We start from the raw sequence: 23676 nt of genomic DNA, 5'->3' as shown, positions 1-23676 counted from the left end.
TCTCACTACTCTAGTTTGTAGTATGTTGATTGCGCTTAATCATTTCTTGAGCCATAGATTGAAACTGAGTGGTGACTTCACTTTCAATAAAGTCACTACCAAAAATATCAGCAAGCCACGAATCAGGCTCAATAATAGCCTGGTAATCTAAATTAACCTCTTGCCTATTATCCAAGGCAGTGATTCGCATGGTTGTTTGCATACTTTTAACGGTTCCTGAGAGGGTTTTACTGATAATACTGAATTCAGGAATGACCTTGATTTCTCGGATATTTTGATAATCCATAGAAATAATTCCCCACTGTGCCTCACCCACCTCGCGAATACGATACAAGTTATCTTCGTGATCTAGGATAGTCACGCTCTCCACATTATGTAAAAACTGTGGGAAATGGGTGAAATCTGTTAACACTCCCCATGCAACACTCACTTTTACAGGAACATGTATCTGAGCAGTCACCTTAAAGACCGCATCTTGGTGATCCACATGAACCCTCACAGAGGTTGTCGTCTCCTCGGCATCAGTCAAGGCAGGCCATAGGCAAAAAAAGCCTACAGCACCGAGATACAGAAACCATTTAATAAGTTTTATAGGGTAAAAACTTGCCTGATAGCGTAATGTGTACTCGATCCCCTGCTTCATTCTTTTCACGCTCAAGGTCCATTTTAAAGTCTATTGCAGACATAATGCCATCGCCAAACTCCTCATGAATAAGCTCCTTAAAGGTAGTGCCATATACTTGCACTAACTCATAGAAGCGATAAATTAAGGGGTCTGTAGGTACCGCCTCGGGCAGTGATCCTTTATAGGGCACTTGGGTTAACCAGACCAATGCCGCCGTGGGTAATTCAAAATAATCTACCACAATCTGCGCTTGACTGGGAGTAAAGGTCATTTGTCCAAGACAGCCTGCCGTCACCCATTCTTTTGATAATCCTAATTGGTTTGCTAAGCCTTTCCAAGTTAAATTTTTATTAACCTTGTTTTGTAAAATTAATTGCGTGACTTCATGACGATCCATGGACAGCTCCTCTTAACAATGAACAACGGAAAACATAAGAAAAAACAGACCAAAAAAAACCCCAATTAAATAATTGAGGTTTTGAATGGAGTATATAAGACAAATAAACCTTAAACTTCTTGAGCCTCTGCCTGAACTTCACCTTCTAAGGGGCGATCAAGTAACTCAACTAAAGCCATGGGAGCATTATCACCCTGACGGAAGCCAAATTTTAAAATACGAAGATAACCACCATTACGGGTTTTATAGCGTGGGCCTAACTCATTAAATAATTTAGTGACCATATCGCGATCACGTAAACGATTAAACGCCGTACGGCGATTATTTAAGGTTGCCTCTTTTCCTAAAGTAATTAAAGGTTCTGCGACGCGACGCAGCTCCTTAGCCTTAGGCAAAGTAGTCTTAATGACTTCATGGCGTAGTAAGGAGTTGGTCATATTACGCAACATGGCCAGACGATGGCTTGAAGTGCGATTTAATTTACGGTTGCTTAAGCGGTGACGCATAATTGTATTCCTTTCAACAAATCTGTCTTAGCGACGTTCGGCCAAATTAGCTGGTGGCCAGTTCTCAAGTTTCATTCCTAACGTCAAACTTTTAGACGCCAAAACTTCTTTAATTTCATTAAGGGACTTACGTCCTAGGTTAGGTGTTTTAAGTAATTCAGTTTCTGTACGTTGAATCAAATCACCAATATAATAAATATTTTCAGCTTTTAAGCAATTGGCAGAACGCACAGTTAACTCCAAATCATCCACAGGCTGCAATAAAATTGGATCCACTTGCGGGACTTTAGCTGTCTCGGTGGTCATGGGGGTGCCTTGCAAATCAGCGAAAACATTCAACTGTTCCATCAGAATGCGAGCAGCAAAACGCACTGCTTCCTCAGGATCAATAGCACCGTTAGTTTCAATATCCATCACCAATTTATCGAGATCCGTACGTTGCTCAACACGGGCGCTTTCTACGGAGTAGCTCACTCGATGAATTGGACTAAAGGAGGCGTCAAGTTGAATCCCCCCCACGGTACGCGACTCTTGATCCACACCACGCATAGTAGAAGGCTGATAACCACGACCTTGTTCAACTTTAATCTGCATATCAATCTTCCCACCCGCAGTTAAATGGGCAATGATATGATCAGGATTAATGATTTCAACGTCATGTTGAGCTTCAATATCACCCGCTCTTACCACCCCAGGACCTACTTTAACCAGTTTCAAAATAGATTCTGTGTGATTATGTAACTTCAATACAATGCCCTTGAGGTTCAACAGGATATCTACAACATCCTCTTGAACACCTTCCACAGTAGAGTACTCATGTAATACCCCAGCAATCTTCACTTCTGTTGGGGCAAAACCAGACATGGAAGATAAAAGAATACGACGTAGCGCGTTACCTAACGTATGCCCATAACCACGCTCAAAGGGCTCCATAACAACCTTAGCATAGGTTGGTGAAATGTTTTGAACCTCAATACTGCGAGGTTTTAAGAAAGAGGCGTTTTGGTTTTGCATCATTTGTCCTTGTCAACTTCTAACAGGAAATCATCCCAATTATTTAGAATATAGTTCGACTACGAGTGATTCATTCATAGTAGAAGACAACTCACTGCGCTGAGGACGTGCTTTAAACACTCCCTTCATGGCTTTGGCGTCAACCTCTAACCATTCTGGAAAACCGCGGTTTTCAGCAGCCTCAACAGCACCTTTAATCCGTAACTGAGCCCTTGATTTTTCAGCAATTTCCACTGAATCTCCAGGACGCAAAATAAAGGAGGGAATATTCACACGGCGGCCATTGACGAGAACTCCATTGTGACGAACCACCTGGCGAGCTTCGGCACGTGATGCACCAAACCCCATTCGGTAAGCCACATTATCAAGACGTGACTCGAGATTTTGCAATAACACCTCACCGGTAATACCACGTGAGCGTTCTGCATCATGATAAACACTGCGAAACTGTCTCTCCAACACGCCGTAAATACGACGGATTTTTTGTTTTGCCCTTAACTGACCACCATAGTCAGATAAACGGCTTTGTTTCTGACCATGTTGGCCAGGTGCATAAGCACGTCTTTCAATTGCACATTTATCAGTGAAACACTTCTCACCTTTTAAGAAAAGTTTTTCACCTTCACGGCGACACTGACGACATTTTGCATCCAGGTTTCTTGCCACAATCGTTCTCCTGATCCTGGGTTAAATACGACGCTTTTTAGGGGGACGGCAACCGTTATGAGGTACCGGCGTCACATCTGAAATACTGGTGATTTTAAAACCAGCAGCATTCAAAGCACGAACCGCTGACTCTCGTCCAGGTCCAGGTCCTTTGATTCTGACTTCAAGATTTTTCACACCACACTCTTGAGCAGCTTTACCGGCATGCTCAGCAGCAATTTGCGCTGCAAAGGGAGTACTTTTACGAGATCCTTTAAATCCATTACTGCCTGAGGTAGCCCATGATAGAGCATTACCTTGTCGGTCTGTAATGGTCACAATGGTGTTATTAAAGGACGCATGAATATGAGCGATGCCTTCTGCTATATTCTTTTTAACCTTTTTGCGAACACGGTTTGCTGTATTTGCCTTAACCATTCAAATATCCTTTCAATTACTTCGTTGAACGTACTGCTTTACGTGGACCCTTACGTGTCCGCGCATTAGTTCTTGTGCGCTGACCACGGCAAGGAAGACCACGACGATGACGGCTACCACGGTAGCTACCAAGATCCATTAACCGTTTAATATTTAATGACACCTCACGGCGTAAGTCACCCTCGACGGCATACTTGGTGACTTCCACGCGCAATTTTTCCATATCGGCGTCAGAAATATCTTTAATTTTAGTGCTAGCATTAACTCCTACTGCCCCACAAATATTGCGTGCAGTGGAACGTCCAATACCATAAATTGCTGTCAAAGCAATTTCTGCATGTTGATGATTCGGGATATTAACCCCAGCAATACGTGCCATAAAACGACCTCGATCTTGTTACGTTAAATCACCAGATTAACCCTGGCGCTGTTTGTGGCGAGGATCTTCACAAATCACTCGCAATACCCCTTTGCGTCGCACTAACTTGCATTTACGACATACTTTTTTTACTGATGCTTGTACTTTCATGTTTTTCTCCTACATTCTCATTACTTGGCCCGGAAAGTGATCCGACACCTTGTTAAATCATAAGGGGTAAGTTCAACTGTCACCTTGTCACCTGGCAAAATACGTATATAGTGCATACGCATCTTTCCAGAAATGTGCCCTAACACCACATGATCGTTTTCGAGTTTGACGCGAAAAGTTGCGTTAGGCAGCGTCTCTAAAATTTCACCCTGCATCTCGATCGTATCTTCTTTAGCCATCGACTCTGGTCTTATCCTTTAAAGTTAGCTTTTTTTAACATACTTTCATATTGCTGGGCCATGGCATAGGATTGAACCTGAGACATAAAGTCCATAGTTACCACCACAATAATCAATAATGAAGTACCCCCAAAATAAAAGGGAACGTTAAACTTTACAATTAAAAACTCAGGTAGCAAACAGACTAAAGAAATATAAATAGCCCCCGTTAAGGTTAATCGCGTCATAATTTTGTCTATGTAACGCGCTGTTTGTTCACCGGGACGAATACCAGGCACAAAAGCACCACTTTTCTTTAAATTATCTGCTGTTTCCTTACTATTAAATACTAATGCAGTATAAAAGAAACAAAAGAAAACTATGGCTGCGGTGTATAACAACACATATACGGGCTGTCCAGGGCTTAACACCGAACTAATATCCTTTAACCAGTGAAACTTTTCATGGCTACCGAACCAACCAGCCAAGGTCGCTGGAAATAAAATAATACTACTAGCAAAAATTGGAGGGATAACTCCAGCCATGTTTAACTTGAGGGGTAAATGGGAACTTTGACCACCATAGATTTTATTACCCACTTGGCGCTTTGCATAATTAACAATAATCTTTCGCTGACCTCGTTCCACAAAGACTACTAAAGCAGTCACCATGGCCACCGCTGCAAACAGAACAAGGGCCGTAAACCATGAAAAAGCACCCGTTCTCACTAGCTCTAAGGTACTGCCTATCGCGCGTGGTAAGCCCGCCACAATACCAGCAAAAATAATCATTGAAATGCCGTTGCCTATACCACGCTCAGTAATTTGTTCACCCAGCCACATTAAAAACATGGTGCCAGTGACTAGAGTAATCGCAGTGGTTAAACGAAAGGCTAAACCTGGGTCAATCACTAGACCAGGCTGCGCTTCTAAAGCCACCGCAATGCCCACCGCCTGAAAAAAAGCTAACACCACAGTGCCATAACGGGTGTATTGAGTAATTTTTCTGCGTCCTGCCTCACCTTCTTTTTTTAAAGCCTCAAAGCTTGGCACCACCGTACCTAATAACTGCATAATAATTGATGCAGAAATGTAAGGCATAATCCCAAGGGCGAACACAGTAAAACGTGATAAAGCTCCCCCTGAGAACATATTGAACATACCTAATATGCCACCTTGCTGACTATTAAATAATCGAGCCAATTCTACCGGATTAATACCAGGCACAGGAATATGCGCCCCAATACGATAGACCACCAATGCGCCCAAAACAAACCATAGTCGACGTTTTAAATCACCAAATTTATCTTGATTCATGGTGGAAGAGGTAACCATTAGTTTGCCTCTGCATCCACGGTAACGCTACCACCCGCTTTTTCAATAGCGTCTTTAGCACCTTTTGTCACTAAAAGACCTTCTAACTTAAGAGCTTTGGTAATATCGCCTTTCAAAAAGACTTTTGCAGCGCCCGCCGAAGTTGAGACTAAGCCAGCCTGCTTTAAGGATAATAAATCAATCACTTCTGCATTGACTTTCATCAAATCAACTAGACGAACTTGCTCCGTTTCATGACGGTTAACTGGTTGGAAGCCGCGTTTTGGTAAACGGCGCTGCAGAGGCATTTGCCCCCCCTCAAAACCAACCTTGTGAAAACCACCAGATCGGCTTTTCTGACCTTTATGACCGCGACCAGCAGTTTTACCAAGACCACTACCAATACCACGGCCAACACGTCGACGATCTTTTTTTGCGCCATCAGCAGGTTTAATTGTGTTAAGTTCCATATTTCTATCCTTAATGATTACACCACACGAACCAAATGACTAACTTTGTTAATCATGCCTCGGTTCTCAGGAGTATCGATGACTTCTACCACATGATGCATACGCTTTAATCCCAAACCTTTCACGCAGGCTTTATGAGATTGAATAGCACCGATGGTACTTTTGAACAAAGTCACCCGTAATGTTTTGTGTTGCGTTACTGACATAGCTAATTACTCCGTAATTTCTTCTACAGTCTTACCACGCTTAGCAGCAATTTCCGAGGGGCGACGAGTAGCGAGCAGACCGTTTAAAGTTGCACGAATCACATTGTAAGGGTTTGTAGAACCAATACATTTTGCTAACACATCGGTTACTCCCATCACCTCAAACACTGCCCTCATCGGTCCACCCGCAATAATACCGGTACCCTCTGAAGCAGGTTGCATAAATACTTTAGCTGCGCCATGCTCACCGATTACTTGATGATATAAGGTTCCATTTTTCAGATTCACCTTAACCATTTTACGGCGAGCCTGCTCCATGGCTTTTTGAACAGCCACAGGAACCTCACGGGATTTACCTTTACCCATTCCAATTCCACCATCGCCGTCACCCACCACAGTCAATGCTGCAAAGCCTAAAATACGACCACCTTTCACCACTTTGGTTACACGGTTAACTGCCACCATTTTTTCGCGCAGACCGTCGCCACGCTCATCTGTATTTTCAATTTTCGCCATTTGCTATCCCGCTGGGTTTCGCTAATTAAAACTTCAATCCGCCTTCACGGGCAGCATCAGCCAAGGCTTTAATGCGACCGTGATAACGGAAACCTGAACGATCAAAGGCCACACTTTCAACTCCAGCCTTGAGCGCTTTTTCAGCAATGCGCTTACCCACAGCACTTGCTGCCATGATATTGCCACCGTTGGCAATCTCTTTTCTTACTTCAGGTTCCAGAGTAGAAGCACTTGCTAATACTTTAGCCCCTGTTGCATCAATAATCTGCGCATACACATGCTGATTGGTACGATGTACAGTTAAACGTACCGCGCACAACTGAGTGATTTTTGCACGGGTTTTACGTGCGCGCCGAACTCTTCCGTTGTCATGCATCATGATCTAGTCGCCTTATTTCTTCTTAGTTTCTTTCAAAATGATTTTCTCATCCACATAACGAATCCCTTTACCTTTATAAGGTTCAGGTTTGCGATATGCGCGGACTTCTGCAGCCACTTGACCGACTACCTGACGATCAATCCCTTTAATAATGATCTCAGTTTGGCTAGGTGTCTCAACTTTAATACCTGCCGGCATTTGATGAACCACTGGATGGGAGAAACCAAGAGTTAAATTTAATTTGTCACCCTGAGCCTGAGCACGATAACCCACGCCTACGAGAGTTAATTTCTTTTCCCAACCTTTAGTCACACCATTGACCATATTAAACACTAAGGCACGAGCAGTACCTGACATGGCATTGGCAAATTGACTATTGTTAGCCGGTTTAAACGACAAGACGTTATCATTTTGTTCAACGCTCACCGCGTCACCAATATGCTGACTTAGAGCGCCCAAAGGACCCTTTACCACCACCTCACCTGCCGCAAAAGTAATCTCAACCTTTTCGGGAATGACAACTGGGTTATTTGCAATACGTGACATAGTCTTCTCCTTACGCCACGATACACAACACTTCGCCACCCACATTCTGGTGTCGTGCTGCTCTATCAGTGATTACGCCAGCCGGAGTAGAAACAATAGCTACTCCTAACCCATTCATTACCTTTGGAATATCTTGGCAACTCTTATATATACGTAGTCCAGGACGGCTTACTCTCTCAATCAACTCAATGACTGGACGGCCTGCATAATATTTAAGAGCCAACTCAAGAGTTGGTTTGTTATCATTTTGATGGACTGAATAACCATCAATATAACCCTCTTCTTTAAGTACCTTAGCAATAGCTATTTTTACCTTAGAAGAAGGCATTGATACACTAGTTTTTTCCGCACGCTGGGCGTTACGGATACGAGTTAGCATATCGGCGATTGGATCTGTCATGCTCATTGAATGCGCTCCTGGTCCTACCAACTGGCTTTGATCATGCCTGGAATTTCTCCACGCATAGCGATCTCACGGAGCTTATTACGCCCCAAACCAAATTTTCTATACACACCACGCGGCCTTCCCGTTAATGCACAACGGTTGCGCAGTCTCGTCGGGCTTGAGTTACGAGGCAAATTTTGCAAAGCAACTCGAGCTTGATAGCGGGCATCGTCAGTTGCCTTGCTATCGTTAATCACACTAAACAATTGAGCACGTTTTTCAGCAAACTTCTTAACCAAATCACGGCGCTTTTGTTCTCTATTAATTAGTGAGAGTTTAGCCACATCAAACCTCAGACTTTCAAAGGAAATTTAAAGGCAAGCAAAAGCGCTTTCGCTTCTGCATCTGTTTTAGCACTAGTGGTAATTGTGATATTCATACCACGTACTGCATCAATTTTGTCATACTCGATTTCTGGAAATATAGTTTGCTCTTTTACCCCCATACTATAGTTCCCACGACCATCAAAAGAACGACCGGAAATGCCTCGAAAGTCACGAATACGAGGTATAGCAATCGAAATTAAACGATCTAAAAACTCATACATTCTCTCGCGTCTTAAGGTGACCATACAACCTATGGGATAACCTTGACGAATCTTAAAGCCTGCTATAGATTTCCGTGATTTGGTTACCACAGGTTTTTGACCAGCAATTTTTTGCATATCGCCCACAGCATGCTCAATGACTTTTTTATCAGCCACCGCCTCACCAACACCCATATTCAAAGTAATTTTGGTTATCTTGGGCACTTCCATTACTGAATCATAACCAAACTCTTTCATCAAGTTTGGAACCACTGTTTCTTTGTAAAAACTATTAAGACGGCTCATATATTAATCCTTACGCGTCCACCACTTCACCATTAGACTTAAAGAAACGAACACGTCGCCCATCTTCAAGTACTCGAATACCTACTCGATCTGCTTTCTGTGTGGCAGGGTTGTACAACGCCACATTAGAAATATTAATCGGCATTTCTTTTTCAATAATGCCGCCTTGATCACCCTTTACAGGATTAGGTTTCTGGTGTTTTTTAACACGGTTAATACCCTCTACCACCAAACTTAGTTCAGCAACGCTACGAACCGTACCGCGCTTACCTTTATCTTTACCTGTGATAGCTATAACTTCGTCACCTTTGCGGATTTTACGCATGAGACACTCCTATAAAACTTCCGGCGCCAGGGAAACGATTTTCATAAATCGTTCTGTACGCAACTCACGGGTGACTGGCCCAAAAATACGTGTACCAATGGGCTCCAGCTTTGCATTAAGCAAAACTGCCGCGTTGCCATCAAACTTAATTAAAGAGCCGTCTGAACGACGAACACCTTTAGCAGTTCTCACCACAACAGCGTTGTACACCTCACCTTTTTTAACACGACCACGAGGTGCAGCAGATTTAATGCTGACCTTGATCACATCACCAATATTGGCGTAACGGCGTTTTGAACCGCCCAACACTTTGATGCACATAACAGATTTAGCGCCGGTGTTGTCGGCGACATCTAACATTGATTGCATTTGAATCATGGCTTATGCCTCACTCCAACTTGTTCCGCCGACATATTGTCTTAGTGCCGACGGGGTTATTTTGACCCCACGGCGCGACGGCTAGTTTTGGATCCCGTTAGGGACTGAAAAAACGTTGCTTCCGAAGAATCGACAATTCTAACCTAAGAACTTACTTTACGCAAGCCCCTTTTATCTTAAACTGTTTCTGCACGAGAAACTAAATGAGCTACTTTCCATGTTTTTGTTTTAGATATGGGGCGGCACTCTTCAATAACCACTACGTCACCGTTGTGATAATCGTTAGCCTCTGCGTGAGCGTGGTATTTTTTTGATCGACGAATAACTTTCCCTATAACTGGGTGCGTGACTGTTCTTTCTACCAGCACCGTCACTGTTTTATCCATCTTATCGCTAACGACGGTTCCCGTTAAGGTACGCGCATTAGTGGTTTTTTCGCTTTTCATTTCTGTCATGATTGAATAGCCTTCTCACGAATCAAAGTTTTCACTCTAGCGATATCTCTTCTTAACTTCAAAAGATCACTAGTCTTATTACTCTGTTGGGTTGCAATTTGAATCTTTAAACCAAATCGAGCTTTCATTAAGGAAACGAGCTCTTGGTTTAGTTCTTCAACAGATTTACTACGTAATTCTTTAGCTTTCATAACCCTTACCCTAACTGTCTGGTTACAAAGGTGGTTGCTATTGGCAACTTCGCAGCAGCCAACGTAAAGGCCTCACGAGCCAATTTTTCATCCACACCATCCATCTCATACAGCACTTTACCTGGTACAATTTCAGCCACGAAATACTCCGGACTACCTTTACCGTTACCCATACGTACTTCAGCAGGTTTGCGGGAAATAGGCTTATCTGGAAATATACGAATCCAAATACGACCACCTCTTTTAATATGACGCGTCATAGCTCTACGAGCAGCTTCAATCTGACGTGCAGTTAAACGACCACGTTCAGTGGCTTTCAAACCAAAATCACCAAAAGAAACTTTGGCACCACGGGTAGCAACACCTGTGTTTCTACCTTTTTGCTGTTTACGATATTTTGTTCTAGCTGGCTGCAGCATTTCGCGCTCCTGACTTACGTGGTTTTTTCTCGGGCTCAACCTGTGGCGCAGGAGCTGCTGCCACTAAAGATTGTTCACCACGACCCATAATCTCACCTTTAAACACCAGTACTTTTACACCAATAATGCCGTAGGTTGTCTTGGCTTCGGAGAAACCATAGTCAATATCAGCACGTAATGTATGCAACGGTACACGACCTTCGCGATACCATTCAGTACGTGCAATCTCAATACCATTAAGTCGTCCACTACTGGTGATTTTAATACCCTGGGCACCTAATCTCATGGCATTTTGCATTGCGCGCTTCATAGCGCGACGAAACATGACACGTTTTTCTAATTGACTGGTAATACTGTCCGCAATAATTTGTGCGTCCAGTTCTGGTTTACGAATTTCTTCAATATTGACGTGGACAGGGACACCCATCAGCTTTTGTAAACTGCTACGTAACCCCTCAATGTCTTCACCTTTTTTACCAATTACCACCCCTGGACGGGCACTAAAAATGGTGATTTTGGCATTTTTAGCAGGGCGTTCAATTAATATCTTCCCGACGGAGGCATGAGCTAATTTTTTCTTTAAAAAATCGCGCACCTTAATGTCATCTTGCAACATCTTTGGAAATGCTTTTGAATTCGCAAACCATTTAGAAGACCAATTTTTTAATACACTTAAACGGAATCCCGTTGGATGAATTTTCTGTCCCATATCTATTCCTTATCAGCCACAGTGATGAAGATGTGGCAGGTTGGTTTAACGATACGATTGCCACGACCCTTTGCACGGGCAGTGAAACGTTTCATCACTGGTCCTTTTTCCACATAGATGGTGGATACTTTTAATTCATCCACATCCAATCCAAGATTATGTTCGGCGTTAGCTATTGCTGACTCCAATACTTTCTTAATAATCTTGGCACCTTTTTTAGGACTAAAAGTTAATAAATTTAACGCTTGATCAACTTTCATCCCACGTACCTGATCAGCCACTAAACGACCTTTTTGTGCTGACAGTCTTACACCTTTTAACATCGCTTGAGCATTCATGAATTACGGCCTCCTACTTCTTACCAGGCGCCGCTTTCTTGTCAGCCGCATGGCCTTTAAAAGTGCGCGTCATTGAAAACTCACCTAATTTGTGACCTACCATGTTCTCTGTAACATAAACAGGAATATGTATTTTCCCGTTATGAACAGCAATGGTTAAACCTACAAAATCAGGCAATACGGTTGATCGACGTGACCAGGTTTTAATGGGCCGCTTATCTTTAGAAGCAATCGCGGTTTCCACTTTTTTAATTAAATGCCCGTCAACGAAGGGTCCTTTTTTTACTGAACGTGCCATAGTCGAAATCCTTAAGCAGAATGACGGCGGCGAACAATCATATTGTTCGTGCGTTTATTCTTACGAGTACGATAACCTTTGGTTTGTACTCCCCATGGGCTGACAGGATGACGTCCTGCGGCCGTTTTACCTTCACCACCACCGTGTGGGTGATCAACTGGGTTCATGGCAACACCACGAACTGTTGGGCGAATACCACGCCAACGTTGTGCACCCGCTTTACCAATTGATCTGAGGTTATGCTCTTCGTTACCCACCTCACCGATGGTGGCGCGACATTCTACATGTACACGGCGAATCTCACCGGAACGTAAACGTAGTTGAGCATAAGCCCCCTCACGGGCCAATAACTGCACTGAAGTTCCTGCTGAACGGGCCATTTGAGCCCCTTTCCCTGGTTGCATTTCAATGCAATGAATTGTGCTACCCACTGGAATATTTCTCAAGGGCAAGCAATTACCTGGTTTAATAGGTGCCTCAGAACCACTCATTAATTGCGCACCTTGTGCCACCCCTTTTGGAGCGATAATATAACGTCTTTCTCCATCGGCATAACACAACAAAGCTAAGTTAGCGGTTCTGTTTGGATCATACTCTAAGCGTTCTACCGTTGCTGGAATACCATCCTTATTGCGACGAAAATCCACTATACGATAATGTTGACGATGCCCCCCACCCTGATGACGAGTAGTAATATGTCCGTTATTGTTACGACCAGCATGTTTGTGCTGTTTTTCTAACAAACTGTGAACGGGTTCGCCTTTGTGTAAATCTGGGTTAACTACCCTAATCACACTCCGACGACCGGGAGAAGTGGGTTTCATTTTAACAATAGCCATTTCTTATTCCCCCGCTACCAAATTAATTTCTTGACCTGGCTTGAGACATACATAAGCCTTTTTCCAATCTTTACGTTTGCCATTAAAACGTCCTGAGCGCTTCACTTTACCCTTAACGTTAACAACTTGAACGCTTTCAACTTGCACTTTAAAAAGCATTTCTACAGCCGCTTTAATTTCAGGCTTGGTTGCATCTGGAACGACTTTAAAAATCACCTGCTCGTTTTTGTCGGCCACAAAAGTGCTTTTTTCCGAAATTAAAGGAGCCTCGATGATGTTAAGCAATCTCTCTTCTTTGAATGCTAGACTCATGACAATACCTCCTCGAATTTCTTCACTGCCCCACGGGTTAAAATCACTTTAGGAAAGCGTATTAAACTAACGGGATCTGCCTCTTGAACCTCCAAAACTAAAGTGTTAGGTAAGTTGCGCGAAGAGAGATATAGGTTTTCATCTAAGCTATCGGTAATAATCAAAACACGATCAAAGCCCATGTTCTTGATTTTGCCAGCTAATTGTTTGGTTTTTGGTGACTCTAACTCAATATTTTCTATCACGGAGAGCCTGTCTTCACGTACTAGTTGTGACAAGATGGAACAGATCCCTGCACGATACATTTTTCGGTTGATTTTATGAGTAAAGTTTTCATCTGGACTTGATGGGAAAATTTTACCACCACCTCGCCATAATGGACTTGATGCCATCCCGGCTCGAGCACGACCGGTACCCTTTTGACGCCATGGCTTACGAGTTGACTTTGCAATTTCAGCACGGCCTTTTTGAGCACGCGTACCCTGTCTTGCATTGGCTTGAAAAGCAACCACCAGTTGATGCACTAAAGCTTCATTATACTCACGAGCAAATAATTCATCAGAGGCAGCTACAGTAGAGGTAGCCTGTCCATTATCATTAATTAACTTGAGATCCATATTACGCCCCCCCTTTTACAGCAGGCTTGACAATCACATGCCCGCCCTTAGAACCGGGGATTGAGCCTTTAATCAGTAGCAATTGACGTTCGTTGTCAATCCTTACTATCTCCAGATTTTGAGTGGTACTCTTCACATCACCCATATGACCTGCCATGCGCTTTCCTGGAAACACACGTCCTGGATCTTGCGCCATACCGATCGAACCTGGGCTATTATGGGATACAGAGTTACCATGACTAGCACGGTTTGAACTAAAGTTGTGTCGTTTAATTGCGCCAGTGAAACCTTTACCTATGGAGGTTCCGGTGACATCCACCATCTGACCCACTTGAAAAACATCGGTAGTTAGGGTTGCACCAGCTGAAAAACCTTGTGCCACCTCTAGGGTTACTGGAAATTCGCTAATAATCGTACCTGCAGTCACCCCTGCTTTGGAGAGATGCCCTGCAATAGCTTTATTGATACGGCTAGCACGACGATCACCAAAGGTTACCTGAATGGCGCTGTAGCCATCATTAACAGGCGTCTTGATTTGTGTGACGCGATTGTTGCCCACCTCAACTACGGTAACAGGAATAGAGTCACCGTCGTCGCTGAAGACACGCGTCATGCCGATTTTACGGCCGACGAGTCCTAGAGTCATTCTACTATCCTTTATGTTTGTTAACCCTTGCGGGTACCGATTACAATTGATCGGTGAATAATTACTACAACCAAGGGGCTGAATTATACCCCTATAAATCTAAAATTACAACTTAATTTCAACATCCACGCCCGCAGGCAGATCTAATTTCATTAAGGCATCCACCGTTTTATCGGTTGGGTCCAAAATATCCATTAAACGCAAATGGGTACGAATTTCAAACTGATCACGAGAGGTCTTGTTCACATGAGGTGAACGCAACACATCAAAGCGTTCAATGCGAGTAGGCAAGGGCACTGGTCCCTTGACTACAGCACCAGTTCTTTTGGCGGTTTCAACAATCTCTAAAGCTGACTGATCAATTAAACGATAGTCAAAGGCTTTTAAACGAATGCGAATTTTTTGGTGAGCTATTGCGGTTACCATAATTTATCCTTACTCAATCACTTTAGCGACCACACCGGCACCAACCGTACGGCCACCTTCACGAATCGCAAAACGCAATCCTTCTTCCATCGCAATCGGCGCAATCAATGTCACCGTTACAGATACGTTATCACCAGGCATCACCATCTCGGTTCCTTCTGGCAACTCAATGGCTCCCGTCACATCCGTAGTACGGAAATAAAACTGTGGACGATATCCTTGGAAGAACGGCGTATGACGACCCCCTTCATCTTTTGATAATACATAAATCTCAGCCGTAAACTTAGTGTGTGGCGTAATAGAACCTGGCTTAGCCAATACTTGACCACGCTCCACATCCTCACGCTTGGTACCACGTAACAATACCCCAACGTTATCACCTGCCTGACCTTGATCAAGCAACTTGCGGAACATCTCAACACCTGTACATACCGTCTTCTGAGTAGCCTTCAAGCCCACAATCTCAAGCTCTTCACCTACCTTAACTACACCACGCTCAACACGACCAGTCACCACCGTACCACGACCTGAAATAGAAAATACATCCTCAACCGGCATCAAAAACGCACCGTCAATAGCACGCTCAGGCTCAGGAATATATGTATCCAACGCCTCAGCTAAACGCCAAATTGCCGGTTCACCAATCTCAGACTGATCGCCTTCCAATGCCTTCAATGCACTACCAATCACAATCGGCGTATCATCACCTGGAAAATTGTATTTCGATAACAGTTCACGAACTTCCATCTCCACCAACTCAAGCAACTCTTTATCGTCTACCATGTCAGCTTTGTTCATGAACACCACAATATATGGCACCCCAACTTGACGTGCCAACAATATGTGCTCACGGGTCTGTGGCATAGGACCGTCCGCAGCAGACACCACTAAAATCGCTCCATCCATCTGTGCCGCACCAGTAATCATGTTCTTCACATAATCCGCGTGACCAGGACAGTCTACGTGCGCATAATGACGATGGTCCGTCTCATACTCCACGTGTGCCGTGTTAATCGTAATACCTCGGGCCTTCTCTTCTGGCGCTGAATCAATCTGATCGTAACTCTTCGCCTCACCCCCGTACTTCTTCGACAACACAATCGTTAATGCCGCCGTCAAAGTCGTCTTACCATGATCCACGTGACCAATCGTCCCCACGTTTACGTGTGGCTTCGTACGTTCAAACTTGCCTTTTGCCATGAATGTCGTCCCTTAAAAAATGACTTTACTTCTTGTTAATAATCGCCTCAGCCACGTTTCGTGGAGCTTCAGCATAATGTTTAAATTCCATCGTATAAGTAGCCCGTCCTTGGGTTGCAGAACGAAGAGTCGTGGAGTAACCAAACATCTCAGCCAGTGGCACCTCAGCCTTAATGACTTTAACTCCAGCCACATCTTCCATTCCTTGCACCATACCGCGACGTGAGGACAAATCACCCACCACATTACCCATGAACTCGGGAGGAGTTTCTACCTCCACCGCCATCATAGGCTCAAGTAATACGGGGCTCGCTTTCCTCATACCATCTTTAAAGGCCATTGAAGCCGCCATTTTAAAAGCGTTCTCATTAGAATCCACATCGTGGTATGAACCAAAGTGCAGAGTTACCTTTACATCTACCACTGGAAAACCTGCTAAAACACCATTAGGTAATGTGTCAACTAAACCTTTCTCAACAGCAGGAATAAATTCGCGCGGTACTACGCCACCCTTAATCGCATCCACAAATTCAAAACCTTTACCTGCTTCATTGGGCTCAACTTTCAAGACTACGTGACCATACTGACCCCGGCCTCCAGACTGCTTGATAAATTTACCTTCTGCATTATCCACTTTACTGCGAATCGTTTCACGGTAAGCCACCTGAGGTTTACCTACCCCCGCTTCAACACCAAACTCTCGTCTCATACGGTCAACAATAATCTCTAAATGTAATTCACCCATACCAGAGATAATGGTTTGACCTGATTCTTCATCGGTGTGTACACGGAAAGAGGGGTCTTCTTGTGCTAAGCGATTCAGCGCAATACCCATCTTCTCTTGATCTGCCTTGGTTTTAGGCTCAACTGCTTGCGAGATAACGGGCTCAGGAAATATCATCTTTTCAAGAGTAATAACGTGCTGCGGATCACATAATGTGTCTCCGGTAGTCGCTTCTTTTAGCCCTACTGCAGCGGCGATATCCCCTGCACGAACTTCCTTGATCTCTTCACGTTGGTTTGCATGCATCTGCAAAATACGTCCAACACGCTCTTTTCTACCCTTAATAGGGTTATAAATAGTGTCGCCTGAGTTAATTACCCCAGAGTATACACGGAAGAAAATTAACTGACCTACGAATGGATCCGTCATAATTTTGAAGGCCAAACCTGAGAAGGGCTCATCATCAGAGGCTTTACGCTCGCCCATTTGACCATTCTCCAATTCTCCATCCACAGGAGGAATATCAATGGGTGAAGGCAAGTATTCTACTACCGCATCCAACATGGCCTGTACGCCCTTATTTTTGAACGCACTACCACAAAGCATAGGTACGATTTCACCTGCAATGGCACGGGTGCGAATACCTAAGCGAATCTCTTCTTCAGTGAGTTCGCCCGACTCAAGATACTTGTTCATTAGCTCTTCAGAGGCTTCAGCAGCTGCTTCCACCATTTTTTCACGCCACTCTTGAGCCACTTCTTGCAAATCAGCAGGAATTTCTAGAAATTCAAATTTCATGCCTTGCGAAGCTTCATCCCACAAGATTGCTTTCATGCGAACTAAATCTACCACTCCGGCAAATTTATCTTCTGCACCAATGGGAACCTGAACAGGTACAGGGTTACCACGCAAACGTTCACGAATCTGGTTGTATACTTTAAAAAAGTCAGCCCCTACACGATCCATTTTATTAACGAAGGCTAAGCGGGGAACGCCGTATTTGTTAGCCTGTCGCCACACTGTCTCCGACTGAGGTTGAACACCACCCACAGAATCGTATACCATGCAGGCGCCATCTAATACACGCATGGAGCGCTCCACTTCAATAGTGAAATCTACGTGCCCAGGAGTATCAATAATATTGATTCGGTGCTCCGGGAACTTACCTTCCATACCACGCCAAAAACAGGTGGTAGCAGCTGAAGTGATAGTAATTCCACGCTCCTGCTCTTGCTCCATCCAATCCATGGTAGCAGCACCGTCATGCACCTCACCTATTTTATGCGAGACGCCAGTGTAAAACAGTATACGTTCAGTGGTGGTTGTTTTACCCGCATCAATGTGGGCAGATATACCAATATTACGATAACGCTCAATAGGAGTTTTGCGAGCCAATTTATTTACCTTCCGATTGTTTCAATTAATACACCTTGGGCCCAGTCTTTATACTGAGCCCAAGGCGCCTTTACTTAACAGTTAGGATACAACTAGTGTTGTCGATATCTGCTTGACGCCTTAGAGTTGGCAGCAGATCAACTCCTAACTTAAAAACGATAATGCGCAAAAGCTTTATTAGCTTCAGCCATACGGTGAACTTCTTCACGCTTTTTAATTGCGCCACCGCGTCCTTCAGCGGCATCTATTAATTCACCAGCCAAACGCAGACCCATAGACTTCTCACTACGTTTTCTGGCTGCTTCGCGCAACCAGCGCATAGCCAAGGCCGTACGGCGACTAGCGCGAACTTCAACTGGCACTTGATAGTTAGCCCCTCCAACACGCCGACTCTTAACCTCAACAATGGGCTTTGCGTTATTTAGGGCAGTCACAAACACTTCCAATGGATCCTTTCCTGATTTAGTGGAAATGGCGGCCATGGCACGATAAACAATCTGTTCTGCAACAGATTTTTTACCTGAATCCATAATAACGTTTACAAATTTGGAAATGTCAGTGTTACCGTACTTTGGATCTGGTAGCACTTCACGTTTTGGCACTTCGCGACGACGTGGCATAAATCTTCTCTCTAATTAATTAAGCTGCTTTAGGGCGTTTAGCACCGTACTTAGAACGGCTCTGCTTACGATCTTTAACACCCGCTGTATCCAAACTACCACGAACAGTGTGATAGCGAACACCAGGCAAATCTTTCACACGACCACCCCGTATAAGAACCACCGAGTGCTCTTGAAGGTTGTGACCTTCACCACCAATGTAGCTACTGACTTCAAAGCCATTGGTTAGACGAACACGAGCCACTTTACGTAACGCAGAGTTAGGCTTTTTAGGTGTTGTCGTATAAACACGAGTACATACGCCACGTTTTTGAGGAGAACCTGCTAGCGCTGGCACTTTACTCTTGGCTTTCTTCAAAGCTCGTGGCTTACGAATTAATTGGTTAATTGTTGGCATTGTTAATCCACTTTATCTCTACTAATAGTCGATTTGGGATAAATCGCATTTATCCCAAAAAAGACTGTTGATTTTATGGCCTATTGGCCCCCTTGTCAAGCCACTTGCTCATTATTGGTGGCTTCACCTAGCGGAATATCTGCAATATCTAGGTTTAAGCCAGCATTATTAGCACTTTTAGGTTGTTTTTTACGTACATTGTGATATGCCAATCCTGTTCCCGCAGGGATGAGTCGACCGACAATCACATTCTCTTTCAAGCCACGTAGTTCATCACGTTTACCCATAATTGCGGCCTCCGTGAGAACACGAGTGGTCTCTTGGAATGAAGCGGCCGAGATAAAGGAATCTGTTGAGAGTGACGCCTTGGTTATACCTAAAAGAATATTTTCATAGGTGGCAGGACGCTTATTCTCAGCAATAATTTTATCATTCTCATCCAGCAACTCTGCACGCTCCACCTGCTCTCCAGTGATAAAGTGTGTTTCACCCGGATCCAGAACTTGAACGCGTCTTAACATCTGGCGCACAATCACTTCAATATGCTTGTCGTTAATCTTAACCCCTTGCAGACGATACACATCCTGTACTTCATCAGTAATGTATCTCGTCAGCGCTTCTACACCCAGCAGGCGCAAGATGTCATGGGGGTCTGCGGGGCCATCAACGATCACCTCACCCTTATTAACAATCTGTCCGTCATGAACTGTCACATGCTTATCTTTTGGTATCAGGTAATCATGGGCAATACCATCCATATCAGTGATCACGAGACGCTGCTTACCTTTCGTTTCCTTACCCGTTGATACGGTACCAGTCATCTCTGCTAACAGACCAGCATCTTTGGGTGAGCGCGCTTCAAACAACTCAGCTACCCGTGGCAGACCACCAGTAATATCCCGAGTTTTCGAAGACTCTTGAGGGATCCGTGCTAACACATCACCGACTCCCGCTTGCTGGCCATTCTTCACTGTGATAATAGCCCCGATTTGGAAGGTGATATTAACCGCTTGATCAGACTGGGCTAATTTCACTTCCTTACCTTTATCGTCGAGTAATTTAACCTGAGGTCTCAACCCTTTAGATTGAGTCCCTGCGCGACGCTTAGGATCGATTACTACTAAGGTTGAGAGTCCAGTAACATCATCGATTTGTTTGGCAACCGTTACGCCTTCTTCAACGTTTTCAAAACGAACTTCACCGGCGTACTCGGTGATAATTGGTCTGGTATGAGGGTCCCAGTTAGCCAGCACCTGCCCAGCCTTGACTTTATGACCATCTTGAATTAACAGTGTCGCACCATAAGGTACTTTATGACGCTCACGTTCACGACCAGACTCCTCAGTGATAATCACTTCCCCACTTCGCGAGATAACAATTTGCTCTTGGCGCGCATTGGTCACATAGCGCATTCCGGGAGAGAAGCGAATGACACCATTTGACTTACTTTCAACTTGAGACACCACAGCAGCACGTGAAGCAGCCCCCCCAATGTGGAAGGTACGCATAGTTAACTGGGTACCTGGCTCACCAATGGATTGAGCGGAAATCACACCCACTGCCTCACCCACATTCACCAAACCACCACGTCCTAAGTCTCGGCCGTAACACTGTGCACATAAGCCATAACGAGTCTCACAGGTTAATGGGGCACGTACTTTTACCTCATCAATACCCGCTGCTTCAATAGCATCCACGGCATCCTCATCAAGTAATGTTCCAGCAGGAATCAATACCTCTTGCGTATCAAGACTGATCACGTCAGTGGCCGCTACGCGACCTAAAATTCTATCTTTTAAAGGCTCAACAACTTCACCGCCTTCTACCAGGGCTTTGAAAATCATCCCTTCTTCGGTACCGCAATCTAGCTCAACAACCACCAAGTCTTGGGTTACATCCACCAAACGTCTTGTCAGATAACCTGAATTAGCAGTTTTTAGTGCAGTATCTGCCAGTCCTTTACGAGCACCGTGAGTAGAAATAAAGTACTGCAATACGTTAAGACCTTCACGGAAATTCGCCGTAATAGGTGTTTCAATGATTGAGCCGTCAGGCTTAGCCATCAGACCGCGCATCCCCGCCAATTGACGAATCTGAGCTGCCGAACCACGGGCGCCTGAGTCTGCCATCATATAAATGGCGTTAAATGACTCCTGAGTGGTGGTTTTACCGCTGCGATCAACCACTGGTTCACGACCCAGTTGATCCATCATGGCCTTAGCTACTTGATCGCCTGCGCGCCCCCAAATATCAACAACCTTATTATAGCGCTCACCTTGAGTTACTAAACCCGAGGTGTATTGAGATTCGATTTCTTTCACTTCTATTTCTGCTGAAGCAATAATACTTTCTTTCTCTTTAGGTACTAACATATCATCAATACAAATTGAGATCCCAGCACGGGTAGCCATGCTGAAGCCTGTATACATGAGTTTATCAGCAAAAATTACTGCCTCACGGATACCGCAACGCCTGAAAGCAGCATTAATTAAGCGTGAAATTTCTTTTTTCTTCAGTGTTTTATTAATAAACTCAAAAGGTAGCCCCTCTGGCAAAATCTCAGACAACATGGCACGGCCAACCGTGGTTTCATATCGTGTGATTTTTTCCACGCGCTCACCAGATTCATTACGGAAAGCTTCTTTAATTCTGACCATAACCTTCGCCGTAACATCTGCCATGCGCGTTTCAAAGGCACGAACCACCTCTGATACATCCGCAAAAACCATGCCCTCACCCTGTGCATTGACACGCTCACGAGTAATGTAATAAAGACCTAGCACGATATCCTGGGAAGGCACGATGATCGGGTCACCGTTAGCAGGAGACAAGACGTTATTAGAGGAGAGCATCAGTGTTCTGGCTTCCATTTGCGCTTCAAGGGACAAGGGTACGTGTACCGCCATTTGGTCACCATCAAAGTCAGCGTTAAAGGCTGCGCAAACTAATGGATGCAGTTGTATAGCCTTGCCTTCAATTAATACTGGCTCAAATGCTTGGATACCTAATCGGTGAAGAGTAGGGGCACGATTCAACAGTACGGGGTGTTCACGAATAACATCCTCAAGGATATCCCATACCTCTGGTATCTCTTGCTCCACCATGCGCTTAGCAGCTTTGATAGTGGTAGCTAAACCCATCACCTCTAAGCGATGGAAAATGAACGGTTTAAATAACTCCAGCGCCATTTTCTTTGGCAAACCACATTGGTGAAGTTTTAACTGTGGCCCCACGACAATCACAGAACGACCTGAGTAATCCACACGTTTACCCAACAGATTCTGACGGAATCGACCGCTCTTCCCTTTGATCATATCAGCCAATGATTTAAGCGCACGTTTATTAGCGCCTGTCATGGCTTTACCGCGACGTCCGTTATCCAGCAATGAATCCACTGCCTCTTGTAACATACGTTTCTCGTTACGGACAATAATTTCAGGGGCTTTCAACTCCAATAAACGTTTTAAACGATTGTTACGGTTAATCACGCGACGATACAAATCATTTAAGTCACTGGTAGCAAAGCGACCACCATCTAACGGCACTAAAGGACGCAACTCGGGCGGCAATACTGGCAATACTTCCATCACCATCCAGTCTGGCTTAATGCCGGACTTTTGGAAGGCCTCAAGAATTTTGACACGCTTTGCATATTTTTTAATCTTAGTATCCGAAGCGGTACCTGAGAGTTCTTGTCGTAAACGCTCAATCTCAGAATCTAAATTAATTTGACGCAATAACTCGCGAACGCCCTCAGCACCCATACTTGCTTGGAACTCATCACCATACTCTTCAACTTTTGCTAAATAATCTTCTTCCGTAAGAAGTTGGCAACGCTGCAAAGGGGTCATTCCTGGATCTGTGACCACGAACGCTTCAAAGTAAAGAACACGCTCAATATCCCTCAAGGTCATATCAAGTACCATACCGAGACGGGAGGGAAGTGATTTTAGAAACCAAATATGTGCTACGGGACTCGCGAGCTCAATATGACCCATGCGCTCACGACGCACTTTGGATAGCGTGACTTCAACATTACATTTTTCACAAATAACGCCACGATGTTTAAGACGCTTGTATTTGCCACACAAACACTCATAGTCCTTCACTGGACCAAAAATCTTAGCGCAAAATAAACCATCTCTTTCTGGTTTGAAGGTGCGGTAATTGATGGTCTCAGGTTTTTTAACCTCACCATAGGACCATGAACGTATCTTTTCTGGAGAAGCGAGTCCAATACGAATTGCATCAAACTCTTCTTCTTGCGTTACTTGTTTAAATAAATCTAAAAGTGCTTTCACTTTTTTA

At 44.3% G+C, this 23676-nt stretch carries 36 protein-coding genes; all 36 read right to left on the bottom strand.

All coding sequences use genetic code 11. The annotated features are described in order from the left end of the window. Nucleotides 1-10 precede the first annotated feature (10 nt). On the bottom strand, nucleotides 11-643 hold the full coding sequence (locus tag FERRO_RS03360) for an SRPBCC family protein (protein WP_082601161.1): 633 nt from the start codon (nucleotides 641-643) through the stop codon (nucleotides 11-13). Next, the gene (gene cynS, locus FERRO_RS03355; protein WP_056929437.1) at nucleotides 579-1022 is read right to left on the bottom strand and encodes a cyanase; all 444 of its coding nucleotides are present in this window, start codon (nucleotides 1020-1022) and stop codon (nucleotides 579-581) included. The genes FERRO_RS03360 and cynS overlap by 65 nt, the downstream gene beginning before the upstream one ends. Nucleotides 1023-1132: 110 nt before the next feature. Continuing rightward, nucleotides 1133-1528 carry a 50S ribosomal protein L17 gene (rplQ, locus tag FERRO_RS03350; RefSeq protein ID WP_056929436.1) on the bottom strand — a complete coding sequence of 132 codons (396 nt, stop codon included), beginning with the start codon at nucleotides 1526-1528 and terminating at the stop codon, nucleotides 1133-1135. Nucleotides 1529-1555: 27 nt separating this feature from the next. Further along, nucleotides 1556-2542: a DNA-directed RNA polymerase subunit alpha gene (locus FERRO_RS03345; RefSeq protein ID WP_056929435.1), complete on the bottom strand. Its 987-nt coding sequence runs from the start codon at nucleotides 2540-2542 to the stop codon at nucleotides 1556-1558. A 39-nt stretch (nucleotides 2543-2581) separates the two neighbouring features. Next, nucleotides 2582-3208 (bottom strand): 30S ribosomal protein S4, encoded by a 627-nt coding sequence (gene rpsD / locus FERRO_RS03340; RefSeq protein WP_056929434.1) that lies wholly within the window; start codon nucleotides 3206-3208, stop codon nucleotides 2582-2584. 21 nt (nucleotides 3209-3229) lie between these two features. Beyond that, a complete protein-coding gene (gene rpsK, locus FERRO_RS03335; protein WP_056929433.1) occupies nucleotides 3230-3625 on the bottom strand; it encodes a 30S ribosomal protein S11 in 396 nt (131 codons plus the stop codon). Between the two features lie 16 nt (nucleotides 3626-3641). Then, entirely contained in the window at nucleotides 3642-4004 is a 363-nt protein-coding gene (rpsM, locus tag FERRO_RS03330; protein WP_056929432.1) for a 30S ribosomal protein S13, read from the bottom strand. A 36-nt stretch (nucleotides 4005-4040) separates the two neighbouring features. Then, the gene (gene rpmJ, locus FERRO_RS03325) at nucleotides 4041-4154 is read right to left on the bottom strand and encodes a 50S ribosomal protein L36 (protein ID WP_056929431.1); all 114 of its coding nucleotides are present in this window, start codon (nucleotides 4152-4154) and stop codon (nucleotides 4041-4043) included. A gap of 20 nt (nucleotides 4155-4174) precedes the next feature. Next, nucleotides 4175-4393, bottom strand: a complete 219-nt coding sequence (infA, locus tag FERRO_RS03320) for a translation initiation factor IF-1 (RefSeq protein ID WP_056929430.1) — start codon at nucleotides 4391-4393, stop codon at nucleotides 4175-4177. An 11-nt stretch (nucleotides 4394-4404) separates the two neighbouring features. Then, nucleotides 4405-5706: a preprotein translocase subunit SecY gene (secY, locus tag FERRO_RS03315; protein ID WP_056929429.1), complete on the bottom strand. Its 1302-nt coding sequence runs from the start codon at nucleotides 5704-5706 to the stop codon at nucleotides 4405-4407. Continuing rightward, a complete protein-coding gene (rplO, locus tag FERRO_RS03310; RefSeq protein ID WP_056929428.1) occupies nucleotides 5706-6155 on the bottom strand; it encodes a 50S ribosomal protein L15 in 450 nt (149 codons plus the stop codon). The genes secY and rplO overlap by 1 nt, the downstream gene beginning before the upstream one ends. 17 nt (nucleotides 6156-6172) lie before the next feature. Then, nucleotides 6173-6361, bottom strand: a complete 189-nt coding sequence (gene rpmD, locus FERRO_RS03305) for a 50S ribosomal protein L30 (RefSeq protein ID WP_056929427.1) — start codon at nucleotides 6359-6361, stop codon at nucleotides 6173-6175. A 6-nt stretch (nucleotides 6362-6367) separates the two neighbouring features. Then, on the bottom strand, nucleotides 6368-6877 hold the full coding sequence (rpsE, locus tag FERRO_RS03300; RefSeq protein ID WP_056929426.1) for a 30S ribosomal protein S5: 510 nt from the start codon (nucleotides 6875-6877) through the stop codon (nucleotides 6368-6370). A gap of 25 nt (nucleotides 6878-6902) precedes the next feature. Further along, entirely contained in the window at nucleotides 6903-7256 is a 354-nt protein-coding gene (gene rplR, locus FERRO_RS03295; protein WP_056929425.1) for a 50S ribosomal protein L18, read from the bottom strand. 12 nt (nucleotides 7257-7268) lie between these two features. Next, nucleotides 7269-7802 (bottom strand): 50S ribosomal protein L6, encoded by a 534-nt coding sequence (rplF, locus tag FERRO_RS03290; protein ID WP_056929424.1) that lies wholly within the window; start codon nucleotides 7800-7802, stop codon nucleotides 7269-7271. A 10-nt stretch (nucleotides 7803-7812) separates the two neighbouring features. Then, nucleotides 7813-8208: a 30S ribosomal protein S8 gene (gene rpsH / locus FERRO_RS03285; protein ID WP_056929423.1), complete on the bottom strand. Its 396-nt coding sequence runs from the start codon at nucleotides 8206-8208 to the stop codon at nucleotides 7813-7815. A 17-nt stretch (nucleotides 8209-8225) separates the two neighbouring features. Then, nucleotides 8226-8531, bottom strand: a complete 306-nt coding sequence (gene rpsN, locus FERRO_RS03280; RefSeq protein ID WP_056929422.1) for a 30S ribosomal protein S14 — start codon at nucleotides 8529-8531, stop codon at nucleotides 8226-8228. Between the two features lie 8 nt (nucleotides 8532-8539). Continuing rightward, nucleotides 8540-9079, bottom strand: a complete 540-nt coding sequence (gene rplE / locus FERRO_RS03275; RefSeq protein WP_056929421.1) for a 50S ribosomal protein L5 — start codon at nucleotides 9077-9079, stop codon at nucleotides 8540-8542. A 10-nt stretch (nucleotides 9080-9089) separates the two neighbouring features. After that, complete coding sequence (gene rplX, locus FERRO_RS03270; protein WP_056929420.1) at nucleotides 9090-9404, bottom strand: 50S ribosomal protein L24; 315 nt, start codon at nucleotides 9402-9404, stop codon at nucleotides 9090-9092. 9 nt (nucleotides 9405-9413) lie between these two features. Continuing rightward, entirely contained in the window at nucleotides 9414-9782 is a 369-nt protein-coding gene (rplN, locus tag FERRO_RS03265; RefSeq protein WP_056929419.1) for a 50S ribosomal protein L14, read from the bottom strand. Between the two features lie 176 nt (nucleotides 9783-9958). Then, nucleotides 9959-10228 carry a 30S ribosomal protein S17 gene (gene rpsQ / locus FERRO_RS03260; RefSeq protein ID WP_082601195.1) on the bottom strand — a complete coding sequence of 90 codons (270 nt, stop codon included), beginning with the start codon at nucleotides 10226-10228 and terminating at the stop codon, nucleotides 9959-9961. A 5-nt stretch (nucleotides 10229-10233) separates the two neighbouring features. Then, nucleotides 10234-10428, bottom strand: a complete 195-nt coding sequence (gene rpmC, locus FERRO_RS03255) for a 50S ribosomal protein L29 (RefSeq protein WP_056929417.1) — start codon at nucleotides 10426-10428, stop codon at nucleotides 10234-10236. A gap of 5 nt (nucleotides 10429-10433) precedes the next feature. Next, nucleotides 10434-10847, bottom strand: coding sequence for a 50S ribosomal protein L16 (gene rplP, locus FERRO_RS03250; RefSeq protein WP_056929416.1), 414 nt, complete (start codon nucleotides 10845-10847; stop codon nucleotides 10434-10436). Next, a complete protein-coding gene (gene rpsC / locus FERRO_RS03245; protein ID WP_056929415.1) occupies nucleotides 10831-11556 on the bottom strand; it encodes a 30S ribosomal protein S3 in 726 nt (241 codons plus the stop codon). Before rpsC ends, rplP begins: the two co-directional genes overlap by 17 nt. A gap of 2 nt (nucleotides 11557-11558) precedes the next feature. Next, nucleotides 11559-11894 (bottom strand): 50S ribosomal protein L22, encoded by a 336-nt coding sequence (gene rplV / locus FERRO_RS03240; RefSeq protein ID WP_056929414.1) that lies wholly within the window; start codon nucleotides 11892-11894, stop codon nucleotides 11559-11561. A 13-nt stretch (nucleotides 11895-11907) separates the two neighbouring features. Beyond that, entirely contained in the window at nucleotides 11908-12192 is a 285-nt protein-coding gene (gene rpsS / locus FERRO_RS03235) for a 30S ribosomal protein S19 (RefSeq protein WP_056929413.1), read from the bottom strand. Between the two features lie 11 nt (nucleotides 12193-12203). Next, a complete protein-coding gene (gene rplB / locus FERRO_RS03230) occupies nucleotides 12204-13031 on the bottom strand; it encodes a 50S ribosomal protein L2 (protein ID WP_056929412.1) in 828 nt (275 codons plus the stop codon). 3 nt (nucleotides 13032-13034) lie between these two features. Next, nucleotides 13035-13343 (bottom strand): 50S ribosomal protein L23, encoded by a 309-nt coding sequence (rplW, locus tag FERRO_RS03225; RefSeq protein WP_056929411.1) that lies wholly within the window; start codon nucleotides 13341-13343, stop codon nucleotides 13035-13037. After that, nucleotides 13340-13960 carry a 50S ribosomal protein L4 gene (gene rplD / locus FERRO_RS03220; protein WP_056929410.1) on the bottom strand — a complete coding sequence of 207 codons (621 nt, stop codon included), beginning with the start codon at nucleotides 13958-13960 and terminating at the stop codon, nucleotides 13340-13342. The genes rplW and rplD overlap by 4 nt, the downstream gene beginning before the upstream one ends. Nucleotide 13961: 1 nt before the next feature. Continuing rightward, entirely contained in the window at nucleotides 13962-14606 is a 645-nt protein-coding gene (gene rplC / locus FERRO_RS03215) for a 50S ribosomal protein L3 (RefSeq protein ID WP_056929409.1), read from the bottom strand. Nucleotides 14607-14711: 105 nt separating this feature from the next. Then, complete coding sequence (rpsJ, locus tag FERRO_RS03210; RefSeq protein WP_056929786.1) at nucleotides 14712-15020, bottom strand: 30S ribosomal protein S10; 309 nt, start codon at nucleotides 15018-15020, stop codon at nucleotides 14712-14714. A 21-nt stretch (nucleotides 15021-15041) separates the two neighbouring features. Next, the gene (gene tuf, locus FERRO_RS03205) at nucleotides 15042-16232 is read right to left on the bottom strand and encodes an elongation factor Tu (RefSeq protein ID WP_056929397.1); all 1191 of its coding nucleotides are present in this window, start codon (nucleotides 16230-16232) and stop codon (nucleotides 15042-15044) included. Nucleotides 16233-16257: 25 nt separating this feature from the next. Beyond that, on the bottom strand, nucleotides 16258-18351 hold the full coding sequence (gene fusA / locus FERRO_RS03200) for an elongation factor G (protein ID WP_056929408.1): 2094 nt from the start codon (nucleotides 18349-18351) through the stop codon (nucleotides 16258-16260). Nucleotides 18352-18500: 149 nt separating this feature from the next. Next, nucleotides 18501-18971: a 30S ribosomal protein S7 gene (rpsG, locus tag FERRO_RS03195; protein ID WP_056929407.1), complete on the bottom strand. Its 471-nt coding sequence runs from the start codon at nucleotides 18969-18971 to the stop codon at nucleotides 18501-18503. 19 nt (nucleotides 18972-18990) lie between these two features. Further along, on the bottom strand, nucleotides 18991-19368 hold the full coding sequence (gene rpsL, locus FERRO_RS03190) for a 30S ribosomal protein S12 (RefSeq protein ID WP_056929406.1): 378 nt from the start codon (nucleotides 19366-19368) through the stop codon (nucleotides 18991-18993). A 95-nt stretch (nucleotides 19369-19463) separates the two neighbouring features. Beyond that, on the bottom strand, nucleotides 19464-23669 hold the full coding sequence (gene rpoC, locus FERRO_RS03185) for a DNA-directed RNA polymerase subunit beta' (RefSeq protein ID WP_056929405.1): 4206 nt from the start codon (nucleotides 23667-23669) through the stop codon (nucleotides 19464-19466). Nucleotides 23670-23676 lie beyond the last annotated feature (7 nt).

Origin of the sequence: Ferrovum sp. JA12, assembly GCF_001431705.1 — a bacterium.
Taxonomy (GTDB): Bacteria; Pseudomonadota; Gammaproteobacteria; order Burkholderiales; family Ferrovaceae; genus PN-J185.
This window is presented reverse-complemented; position numbering and strand designations above follow the sequence as displayed.